Origin of the sequence: Colwellia demingiae, assembly GCF_007954275.1 — a bacterium.
Lineage (GTDB): Bacteria > Pseudomonadota > Gammaproteobacteria > Enterobacterales > Alteromonadaceae > Colwellia > Colwellia demingiae.
The window spans coordinates 232208-243491 of record NZ_VOLT01000003.1 but is presented as its reverse complement, the minus strand read 5'-3'; the positions used below and the strand labels follow the sequence as shown (position 1 = coordinate 243491).

At 36.8% G+C, this 11284-nt stretch carries 8 protein-coding genes; 3 read left to right on the top strand and 5 right to left on the bottom strand.

The window, feature by feature from the left end; all coding sequences use genetic code 11:
* Positions 1 to 93: 93 nt before the first annotated feature.
* The 3 genes from ESZ36_RS06730 to ESZ36_RS06720 form a co-directional block, all read right to left on the bottom strand.
* On the bottom strand, positions 94 to 654 hold the full coding sequence (locus tag ESZ36_RS06730) for a CBS domain-containing protein (protein ID WP_146785395.1): 561 nt from the start codon (positions 652 to 654) through the stop codon (positions 94 to 96).
* A gap of 49 nt (positions 655 to 703) precedes the next feature.
* The gene (locus tag ESZ36_RS06725; RefSeq protein WP_170235790.1) at positions 704 to 1018 is read right to left on the bottom strand and encodes an HPF/RaiA family ribosome-associated protein; all 315 of its coding nucleotides are present in this window, start codon (positions 1016 to 1018) and stop codon (positions 704 to 706) included.
* Positions 1019 to 1095: 77 nt separating this feature from the next.
* Positions 1096 to 1398, bottom strand: coding sequence for a hypothetical protein (locus ESZ36_RS06720; protein WP_146785390.1), 303 nt, complete (start codon positions 1396 to 1398; stop codon positions 1096 to 1098).
* A gap of 194 nt (positions 1399 to 1592) precedes the next feature.
* On the opposite strand from ESZ36_RS06720, the gene ESZ36_RS06715 reads away from it, so the two are divergent.
* The 3 genes from ESZ36_RS06715 (at position 1593) to ESZ36_RS06705 (ending at position 6618) form a co-directional block, all read left to right on the top strand.
* The gene (locus tag ESZ36_RS06715) at positions 1593 to 2828 is read left to right on the top strand and encodes an EAL and HDOD domain-containing protein (protein ID WP_146785387.1); all 1236 of its coding nucleotides are present in this window, start codon (positions 1593 to 1595) and stop codon (positions 2826 to 2828) included.
* 667 nt (positions 2829 to 3495) lie between these two features.
* Positions 3496 to 3834, top strand: a complete 339-nt coding sequence (locus ESZ36_RS06710; RefSeq protein ID WP_146785384.1) for a hypothetical protein — start codon at positions 3496 to 3498, stop codon at positions 3832 to 3834.
* Positions 3835 to 4392: 558 nt separating this feature from the next.
* Positions 4393 to 6618, top strand: a complete 2226-nt coding sequence (locus ESZ36_RS06705; protein ID WP_146785381.1) for an NADP-dependent isocitrate dehydrogenase — start codon at positions 4393 to 4395, stop codon at positions 6616 to 6618.
* A gap of 211 nt (positions 6619 to 6829) precedes the next feature.
* On the opposite strand, the gene ESZ36_RS06700 is transcribed toward ESZ36_RS06705, so the two are convergent.
* Both ESZ36_RS06700 and ESZ36_RS06695 read right to left on the bottom strand, forming a co-directional pair.
* Positions 6830 to 9988, bottom strand: a complete 3159-nt coding sequence (locus ESZ36_RS06700; protein ID WP_146785378.1) for an efflux RND transporter permease subunit — start codon at positions 9986 to 9988, stop codon at positions 6830 to 6832.
* Positions 9989 to 10000: 12 nt separating this feature from the next.
* The gene (locus tag ESZ36_RS06695; protein WP_146785376.1) at positions 10001 to 11224 is read right to left on the bottom strand and encodes an efflux RND transporter periplasmic adaptor subunit; all 1224 of its coding nucleotides are present in this window, start codon (positions 11222 to 11224) and stop codon (positions 10001 to 10003) included.
* Positions 11225 to 11284 lie beyond the last annotated feature (60 nt).

The window sequence follows — 11284 nt, the reverse complement described above, 5'->3', positions numbered from 1 at the left end:
TTTATATTGCGGTAGAGAATCAAAGCATAGAATGACTATACTTTGATTACTAATGTTTATCGTTGAAGACCATCAAATAGGGTCCAATAATACCTATCCATGGATAACTTTAAACACGTGACTAAATGAAGTTTTTGAAAAAATATCTATAGGTAAATGTAACTTTCTCGCAATATCACTAGAAGAGATTACACCTCGAATGTGGTGGTGTTCTCTATCTAAAACTAAGCAATGACGTAATCCATAATTTTCTAAAACATTAACAACATCATTAACAGTAGCTGTCTCTAATTCATTAAAATCAAATGCATGTAAGTCACTTCTTAACACCATTAAGTCACTTACCAATACTTCATGTCGCTCACTTCCTTTAGCAATAGCGGTGACTATTGTCTGCTCGTTTAATTCCTTCGTGCTAATGATCCCCATAAAGTCATTGTCTTTTGACATAACAATTTTCATTCGAACGTGAGTCTTTACCATCAGTTTTAAAGCTTCACCGGCCGGAGTTTCATCTTCAATAATTAATGCCTTATGCTTTTTAAAGTCTGTAAAAATAGCTGTTGCGGGAGACATTAAAGAAGTCTGATTAAAATCTTCTGGTGAGATAATGTTGTCTATTAAATCTAAATCAAATAATTGTAAATTTTTCATAATAACCTCTGATAATGTTAAAATTTATCTGTGTGTAACGGAAAAACAACTACGAATTTTCAATGCCTTTTTTATGTCTGACTGAATTTTTTAACTTGTTACTTAATTGATTAAATGCCTGATCGAATGCATCCTTTGCATCTCTACAAATTACTTTTATATCGATATTTTTTTTGCCAAGTAAGTGTAGTGAGATATGGCAACCATATTTAGCATTGCCTTTTCTACAGCTATCAGCTTCAAAAGTTACTTGTATGCAATTAATCAAATCAGTATAAAAGCTAAGGTTTTCTACAATTTTATTAACATAGGATTTCAATTGACAATCCTGAGTTTTATGACGAAAAGTGGTTGTAACCATCATAAGTAAATCTCCACGAAAAATTGGCGACATTACATCGAAAATAGATACTAATATTGATGTAATTATAGTTGTGAAATTTAAATGATGAAAAAAGGAGGGGCTCTATGGCGTAAATACTGAAATTTATTATTTAATAATAGGACGTTATTGTTGTGTGAGTACTGAGATAAATAGGTTAATTGAAGAATTCGATTATTATGATCAATGTTGTCAATTGATAAATCAAATTCTAGCTCTGAATCAACTTCTATTTCAGTTAAGGCATCAAAAATTAAGTGGCTTGAGGTGTTAGAACTTATTTCATCGGCAATATTATAGACCGACTCAGCATGTGAGTTGGTTGCACAAAATATAAATATTGCAAAAATTAATTTATACACACATTCCTCAAAAATAAACGACTACTTATATCTATATTGAGTGATAAATTTATTATTTCAAGATAGTAATTGTAAATTTTTATTTCAATTACTGTTCGAACTCTATCCGTTGCTAATCGACAAAATTACGCTAGCTTTTTTACTCGATAATGCTAATCTGGCTACAAAGTAGTTTATCAAAAATCAAAATTAAAATGAAAAATACTTATATAGCTAGACAAGCTATCTTAAATGAAAAACTAGAAACCATAGGCTATGAATTATTATTTAGAGATAGTCTGGATAATAAATTCCCTGATATAGAACAAGATGTCGCCAGCTCCAAGTTAATTATTCAAAACCATATTCATGGTGATATTCAAAAGATTACTATGGGTAAATTAGCTTTTATTAATTTTACTGAAAACTCTTTAATTCATAAATTTCCATTAATGTTTGATAAAGACACTATCGTCATTGAATTGGTAGGACATGAAAAACCTACCAAGAAATTATTAAAAATCATAAAGTTTTATTACAACAAAGGTTATAAAATTGCGTTAACTGAGTATGATTTAGCACCACATTGGGATGTGTTGTTTCCTTACATTGATATAGTTAAAGTCGATATTGGAAAAATAAACACCAAGCGTTTATTTCCTGCTGTCACACGAATGAAGCTATTTAATGTCGCTATAGCCGCTGAAAAAGTAGAAACAAAAAACCAAAAACAAACACTGGTAGAAGTTGGATTTAACTATTTTCAAGGCTATTTTTACCATCAGCCTGAAATAATAGCAGGCCAAGCACTCGCACCAATAAAAACACAGATGTTACAACTATTAAGCGAGACATTTAATTATCCGCTTAATTATGAAACGGTGGCCGAAATAATAAGTCACGATGTCAATTTAACCGTTGGTTTATTAAAGATGGTTAATAACGTCGCAACAGGCACAAGAGTCGAAATAACATCATTAAAACAAGCAGCAGCATATTTAGGTGAAGATAAATTAAGGCAGTTTGTTTCTGTTTTAGCCCTATCTAATTTAACCTCTGAAACGACAGATGAAGTATGTAAACAAGCACTTATCACAGGTAAAATGATGTTTGCTTTAAGTGATAAAGGCGTATTTAAATCAGTGAGTGACTTTGCCTTTATTACCGGATTGCTCAGTGCTATTGAAGTGATGCTTTCTATGCCTATGGCTGAAATAGTTAAAACAATGCCATTAGCTCAGCCTATTGAAAGTGCGTTAGTTAAACATGCGGGGTTACTTGGCCAATTACTTGATTTAACGACTAGCTATATATTGGGCCATGAAGACTTAACAACCAATGGCAATTTAAATGAGACCTTACATCAATACTCTTTAGATCAAAAAATGGTACAAGAAGAGTTTTTAAAAGCTAGTGAATGGTGTCAAAGCTTAAATATTGAAAACTTATAACGGCTATAAATGAAATGTTAATAATAAGATACCTAACCTTAAAAAGAGACTGCAGGATAATATAAGTCTTTAATCTGTATTTGAGGTTTGCATCATTTAATTTTAAGGCCGTTTAAAGGACTTTATTGGCAGCGGGTAGGCTCAATGTTATAGCCAAATGGCAACACTTCCTTCTCAGGTTACTTTCTACAAATCACTTATGATGGAGGAAGCTGTTTTAAACACCAATAGCAAATCCTGTCCATTTTATTATGCCATAAAATATAAGTAACATTATGTTCCTTATACTAAAAATGATCATAAAATATTATTTCAATCTAACCTCGCCAAAATATATAAAACCTCATGTTATTGCTATTCAATAAGTTAAACTAAAAAAAAAGCTGATTATTCTTTCATACTATTTTATTTTTTTTTCACTTGTTTTAAAGCCAAAATTACCCCTTGAACATTAATATTCTGATTGCTACATTCCGCATCCTCTCGTACCAACCGGTACATTTACATGTTATTGCCTTCGATAAATGCAATAACATTTTTAGTTAAAAATAGTTAATACATACCGAGTGAAAATAAAAGTTTTCAATAGCAGTACTCTGTCAGGCTATCTTAAAAATACCTATTTTACGGCGTTTAGTATTAAATTTTACAAATAATGAGAAAAAATATGTTGAATAAAACGTTAAAAATAGCAGTTTTGGGTTTATTTTCTGTGATGGCCGTCGCTACTGCTTCAGCCAGTGATCTGAAACAAGGAAAAATTGTAAAGGTTGAAGGAAAAAGTGCCAGCGTTTATGTCGGTACAGCTAATTCAATTGTGAAAGGACAGCTACTACAGATCAATAGATTGTTAGCAACAAACAGTGTGCTTGAAGGTGACCCTTTGTATTCATACCAAAAGGTAGGTGAAGTTTTGGTTAATGAGGTTACCAAACCGCAATATATTAATGTTCAAATTACTCAAGGAAATCTCAAGCTAGGAGATAGGGTAAAAATAAATAACTAGGGTATTGATTGCTTTTAAGTATATCTAGTTCTTGTCTTGAGGTTAATGCATTATCTTATTTCAAGGGCTCTCTTATGTTTACCGTCTAAAACATCTGATTAGCTTGGCTGATACACCGTATTATCATTGTATTTCACGTTGCGTACACCAAGCTTTTTTGTATGATGAAGATAAAATTCAGCGTGTACTTGCTCAACTAATATAACCTTCACTGAACCCTCCTCGAGAAATAAAATAGTACAAAAAATGGACTTTTGTCTAATTTGAACAAGTGACGTTCTTCTATACAATAGTACGTTGAGATTTTAACTTTCTCTTAAAATTGTTGTGCACTAAAAAATAAGGCTGAAACGAGATTTAAGCGGCACTCATTACCTCAAGTTGATTTTTAATAAATCTTCAGTAAACACATTTTCTTATAACGTTTTTCTAGAGTAAAAGTTTAGCCTCGCTTTATCATAATGGGCCTTTTCTGATTGTTTGGAAAAGCATTATGTTCTTGTAGGTTATAACACTGTTGCGGTTGGAATTAATTTAAATAAAAAGGATGCTACAAATATGAGTTCAAAAATAATTTACACCTATACCGATGAAGCACCACTGCTAGCGACCTGCTCGTTACTGCCGATTATCAAAACTTTTGCAGCAGCTGCAGACATAGATATTGAACTAAAAGATATATCTCTTGCGTCTAGGGTTTTATCTGCCTTCTCCGATATCTTACCCGCAGATCAACAAGTACCTGATACATTAGCTGAACTAGGTGCCTTAACTCATCTCCCTGATACTAATATTATTAAACTACCCAATATCAGTGCTTCAATTCCTCAACTAAAAGACGTTATCAGTGAACTTCAAGCACAAGGTTATGCTATTCCTGATTATCCAGAAGCGCCAAAAACAGATGAAGATAGAGATAACGAAGCTAAATATTCAAAAACCTTAGGTAGTGCGGTAAATCCAGTACTTCGTGAGGGCAATTCTGACCGTAGAGCTCCACCAGCAGTTAAAGCTTTTGCCAGAAAAAATCCACATTCTATGGGTAAGTGGAGCCAAGCATCAAGAACCCATGTTTCGCACATGCATTCAGGCGATTTTTATGCCAGTGAAAAATGTATGACTATGGATAAAGCCTGTGATGTGAAAATTGAGTTTGTTGCTAAAGAAGATGGTGCCGTAACGGTATTAAAAGCAAAAACTTCACTGCTAGCGGGCGAAATCATTGACAGTATGTTTATGAGTAAAAAAATCTTGTGTGAATACTTAGAGCAAGAAATGGAAGATGCCAGAGAAACAGGGGTGATGTTTTCTTTCCATGTTAAAGCCACCATGATGAAAGTATCGCATCCCATTGTTTTTGGCCATGCGGTAAAAGTTTATTATAAAGATCTGTTTGCTAAACATGCTGAAACCTTTGAAAAATTAGGGGTTAATGCTAATGATGGTGTCAGCAGTATTTATGAAAAAGTAAAACAACTACCTGAGTCTTGGCGTGAAGAAATATTGGCCGACTTACATGCTTGTTATGAAAAACGTCCTGAATTAGCAATGGTCGACTCAGCTAAAGGTATTTCAAACTTACATACCCCGAACGAAGTTATTGTCGATGCTTCAATGCCTGCCATGATTAGAGCTGGCGGAAAAATGTGGGGCCCTGATGGTAAATTGAAAGATACTAAAGCGGTTATGCCTGAAAGTACCTTTGCAAGAATTTATCAGGAGATCATCAACTTTTGTAAAACTCACGGGGCTTTTGATCCTGCAACCATGGGGACAGTGCCAAATGTTGGATTAATGGCTCAAAAAGCAGAAGAGTATGGTTCGCATGACAAAACGTTCGAAGCACAGGGTGAAGGCTGTATTCGCATTGTTGATGATGAAGGCAAAGTTTTATTAACAATGGATGTTGAAGAGGGTGATATTTGGAGAATGTGCCAAGTTAAGGATGCACCAATACAAGATTGGGTAAAATTAGCGGTTAGCCGTGCCAAGTTGTCTAATACGCCTGCAGTATTCTGGTTAGATGAATACCGTCCTCATGAGGCTGAATTAATTAAAAAAGTTAAGCTGTACCTGAAAGATCATGATTTAACAGGAGTAGATATTCAAATAATGTCACAAACAAGAGCGATGCGTTATACGTTAGAGCGTATTTTGCGCGGCGGTGACACTATTTCTGTGACTGGCAATATTCTACGTGATTACTTAACCGATTTATTTCCAATTCTAGAGCTAGGCACTAGCGCAAAAATGCTATCTATAGTGCCATTAATGGCGGGTGGCGGTTTATTTGAAACAGGGGCAGGCGGATCAGCACCTAAGCATGTTAAGCAGTTGATAGAAGAAAATCATTTACGTTGGGACTCTCTTGGTGAATTCTTGGCGATAAGTGCTTCTCTTGAAGATTTAGGTATCAAACAAGACAGCGCTAAAGCAAAACTGCTGGCAAAAACATTAGATCAAGCAACTGCTGAGTTATTGGAAAATGGTAAATCTCCGTCACGTAAAACCGGCGAGCTTGATAACCGTGGCAGTCACTTTTACCTAGCACTTTACTGGGCAAAAGCGTTAGCTGAGCAAACTGAGGATACTGAACTTCAAAATCACTTTGCGCCATTGGCTCTATCATTAACTGAAAATGAATCATCTATCGTCAGTGACTTAACAACAGATCAATGGCATTCCGTTGATATCGGTGGTTACTACAAAGCGGATTCTAAAAAGATAATTGAGATAATGCGACCTTCGAAATGCTTTAATGATGTATTAGCTGCGTTTAAATAAATTCAGTTAGTAAATAAAGTTAATAAATAAGTTTAGTAGCAAATGAAAAGCCCGGAATCCTTAAGGATTTCGGGCTTTTTTTTGTCGGTAACAACTTAATCAACACTTTCTAGTTTAATTAAAAGTGCCAACGTGAGAGGGCACGTTAGCATTTGTTGCTGGTAACGTTAGTTTCAGCTTTAGCGCGACTTCAGATCGAAGTAACCTCTTATCACTTAGAATTTAGCTCTTGCTCGTGATGCTGAGCTATTTCATCAGTAATCGCTTGCTGCTTTCTTTTTTCAGATACTTTGCGTTCGGTTAACCAATAAAAGAACAAAGGTACAAAGAAGATTGCTAAAAATGTTGCTGCTATCATGCCACCCATAACACCTGTTCCGACACTATGGCGAGCACCTGCACCCGCCCCTGAGCTTAATGCTAACGGGACAACACCTAAAATAAAGGCAAGTGATGTCATAATTATTGGTCTAAAGCGTAAGCGAGCGGCTTCTAATGCAGCGGCCCCTGTTGTCCAACCTTCTTGTTTTTTCATTAAGGCATATTCCACAATCAAGATGGCATTTTTACTGGCTAACCCCAGTAGTGTGACCAAGCCTATTTGAAAATAGACATCACTAGTCATGCCGGCAATCCAAACAGAAACTAACGCACCAAAAATACCAAAAGGTAAAGCCAACAGCACTGATAACGGCAGAGACCAACGTTCATAAAGAGCAGCTAGAATCAAAAATACCATAATCACGGCCATGCCTAATGCAATCGCGGTAGAGCCAGAACTTCTTTTTTCTTGATAAGCGGTACCAGTCCATTCATAACTCATGTCTGATGGTAATACTTCTTTAGCAATACGTTCAATCTCAGCTATTGCTTGGCCAGAGCTATACCCTGGCGCTGCACTACCCAATAGTTTCACGGCAGATAAGTTATTGTATCTGTCTAAGCTATCAGGACCACTGCTGTAATTAATTTCGGCAAAGGCAGAGATAGGTATCATTTCACCGCCATTACTTTTGACATAAATACGCGAGATATCTTTAGGACTCATTCTAAACTCAGGCTCTGCCGACATTAATACCTGCCATGTTCGACCGAATTTATTGAAGTCATTTAGATAATAAGTTCCCATGGTTCCAGCCAAAGCATTAAAAGCATTATTGATAGGAATATCCATAGCGCGCGCTTGTTCACGATCTATTTCTACCGTCAGCTGAGGTGAGTCTGAACGCCATAGTGTTTGAACTCCGGCAAGTATTGGACTTTGCTGAGCAGCGCCCATCATCGCTTGCATACTTTGTTTTAACTTCGCTACACCGCCGTCACCACGGTTCTGTAAATAGAATTCAAAACCACCAGTATTACCTAAACCATGTATCGCTGGTGGATTAAAAGCTAATACTAAGGCTTCTTTAATATTAGCGGTTTTCATAAATAACTCACCCACTAATTGCTGTGTACTTATTTCTCTATCATCCCAATGTTTTTGGGTAACAAAAAGAGTCGCTGCGTTATTTTTATAACCACCACCTAGAAAATCGAAGCCAGTAAAAGAAACAACATTTTCATTCGCTGGATTTGACTCTATCGCAGCTATTACTTCCTCTACTACTTTGCTGGTTCTTTGTAATGAGGCTCCATCGGGTAAAAATACCGCTGAAATGTAAAAACCTTGGTCTTCATCAGGTACTAAAGAACTAGGTGTTTTTAACCACATATTTGCTGTGATGACGACCATGCCAATAACAAGCATCATGGCTAATAAACCACGGCGAAGAAAGAAGCTTACACCTGTGACATAGTGCCCGGTAACTTTATTAAAAAATCGATTAAAGCCGTTAAAAAAGAAGTTCGTTTTTTTGTCTTCATGTTTTAAAACCAATACACATAAAGCGGGTGTCATGGTTAACGCCACCAAGCCTGATAAACTTACCGAGATAGATATCGTGATAGCAAATTGACGGAATAATTCACCGGTTAAACCACCTAAAAAGGCGATAGGCACAAAGACTGAACATAACACCAATACAATGGCGACGACGGGGCCACTGACTTCTTTCATCGCTTTGATAGCTGCGTCACGAACTGAGACATCTTCTTCATGCATAATGCGTTCTACGTTTTCAAGTACAACGATTGCATCATCAACCACAATACCTATAGATAGCACCATACCAAATAAGGTCAGCGTATTAATTGAATAACCGAGAATATACAGTCCAGCAAACGTGCCTAACAAAGAAACTGGCACGGCCATAATAGGAATTAACGTAGCGCGCCAATTTTGTAAAAAGATGAAAACAACTAAGAATACCAGTAACATAGCTTCGCCGAGGGTTTTCAATACTTCGCGAATTGAAACTTTTACAAAGCGGGTCGTGTCGTATGGCAATAAATGCTCGAGCCCAGTAGGGAAGCGGGTCTCTAATTCAGCAATGGTGGCATTAACTTCATCGGCAACATCAAGGGCATTAGCACCAGGTTGTAAGAATATACCTAGTAGTACTGCCTTTTTACCATTAATACGGCCATCAAAGTCATAATCTTTTGAGCCTAATTCTACGCGTGCAATATCTTTTAAACGCAGCGAGCTACCATCATTATTCGCTCGAATAATGATATCTTCAAACTCTTTTGCGGTGCTTAATCGCCCTTGTACTTTTACACTGTAAACCAAGGATTGTGGGCTAACGGAAGTGGGAGTTGCGCCAATTCTACCTGCAGCATATTGTGAATTTTGTTCACGTACCGCACTGCTAATTTCTTCAACAGTAACACCTAGTTGGCTCATCACATCAGGACGTAACCAAATACGCATGGCATAATCTTTTGCACCAAAAATCTGTACGCTAGTCGTGCCTGGAATGCGTTTAATTTTATCAAGAATGTTTAAAGTAACATAATTAGAAGTCCATAATGCTTCACGGCTATCATCAGGTGAATAAAAAGCATGAACATGTAAAAAGCTTGATGAACCTTTAGCAACGACAACACCTTGACGACGTGTTTCTTCAGGTAAACGAGCTTCAACTTGTTTAACGCGGTTGTTAACATTCACCGACGCTTGATCTGGATCTGTCCCTATTTCAAAGGTGACCGTGATAGTTGTTGCACCAGCACTAGTTGAAGTTGAGGACATATACATCATGCCTTCAACGCCGGTAATCGCATTTTCTAAGGGAGTAGCAACGGTTTGTTCTAATACTTCAGCAGACGCACCTGGATATACTGCGGTAACTTGTACCACCGGTGGGGACATTTCTGGGTATTGCGCAATTGATAAACTGCGCATAGCAGCCAATCCTGCCAAAACAATAAAAATAGAAATGACGAAAGCAAAAATAGGTCGGTCAATAAAATAACGAGAAAACATTAATCTGCCCCCTTATTGCTGTGCGGCAGACGGTAACTGATCATCAGCTAAACGTATCGGCATACCAGGGAAGAAAATACGAGCCATGCCATCAATAATAACTTGGTCGCCTGTTTTTAAGCCTTCGCGAATTACCCAGCCATTTTCTATACCCGCAGCTTTTGTTACCCATTCCCCAACAACTACAGGAGCAGGTAATGCGACAGTTATGCCCTTGTCATTTTTAGCCATAACATAAACAAACTTGCCAAGGCCATTATCTAAAACGGCTCTTTGCGGCACAACATAGGCATTTTCACGTACTGCACCTTCTAAAATGATTCGTACAAATTGCCCTGGTCTTAATGAAAAGTTGGGATTTGGCGTAATAGCCTGTAATTCACTTGTACCTGTTTGACTGTTTATTCTGATATCGCTGAAGTTAACTTGCCCAACTTGAGGGTGCAGTGAACCATCAAACAATTTTATTTTAGTTTTCCAATGGCCTTCTTCTGGCAAAGTAAGTAAGCCAGCCGCTGCATCATTACGCATTTGTAATTGTTCACGTTCAGATAAACCAAAACGAACGCGAATAGGATCAATTTGGGTTAATTGTGTTAACAGCACTTCAGGACCTGAAACATAAGTACCTTCAGAAACTAACTCACGGCCAACAATACCGGTAACAGGGGAGGTTACCTTGGTATAATCTAAACGTAATTTCGCTTGCTCTAAGTTAGCTTGCATAGACTTAACATCAGCTAAGTTAATATCAACACTCGAAATTGCATTGTCTAATTCGCGTTGTGAAATTGAGTTTTTTTCACGTAATGGTTTTATTCTGTTAACTTCACGTTGGGCTTGTTTAAGACGGACCGTAGCTGCATTTAAATCGGCTTTACTTTTTGCCATTTCAGCGGCATACGTTTTAGCATCTAAGCTAAATAATGATTGTCCTGCTGTGACTTTATCACCCTCACTAAAATTTCGGGTTTGTAAAATACCGGACACTTGAGCACGAATTTCCACTTCTTTAGCGCCAGATAACGTGGCAGGTAATTCAATACTAAAAGGAACTGATTGGGTTGTCATACTCATCACAGATACTGCTGCAGGTTGCATACCTTTAGGGGCAGATTGTTGTGCTTGTTCACAGCCTGTAAGTGCTGTAGCAAGGAGTACGCTGGATGATACCAATAATAGACGACTAAAAAATGGTTTTAGTTGACCATTTAACATAAAACGAAATGTTGACATAAAAAACCTATAAGGAAATGACCAAACACATAATTATAAAAAAAGTTACAGGTTTAGTAC

Bases quoted from the DNA above. Each gene is read 5' to 3' on its own strand.
- ESZ36_RS06715 (WP_146785387.1), top strand. From the start codon at position 1,593: ATGAAAAATACTTATATAGCTAGACAAGCTATCTTAAATGAAAAACTA.
- ESZ36_RS06700 (WP_146785378.1), bottom strand. From the start codon at position 9,988: ATGTTTTCTCGTTATTTTATTGACCGACCTATTTTTGCTTTCGTCATT.
- ESZ36_RS06710 (WP_146785384.1), top strand. From the start codon at position 3,496: ATGTTGAATAAAACGTTAAAAATAGCAGTTTTGGGTTTATTTTCTGTG.
- ESZ36_RS06705 (WP_146785381.1), top strand. From the start codon at position 4,393: ATGAGTTCAAAAATAATTTACACCTATACCGATGAAGCACCACTGCTA.
- ESZ36_RS06725 (WP_170235790.1), bottom strand. From the start codon at position 1,018: ATGATGGTTACAACCACTTTTCGTCATAAAACTCAGGATTGTCAATTG.
- ESZ36_RS06695 (WP_146785376.1), bottom strand. From the start codon at position 11,224: ATGTCAACATTTCGTTTTATGTTAAATGGTCAACTAAAACCATTTTTT.
- ESZ36_RS06730 (WP_146785395.1), bottom strand. From the start codon at position 654: ATGAAAAATTTACAATTATTTGATTTAGATTTAATAGACAACATTATC.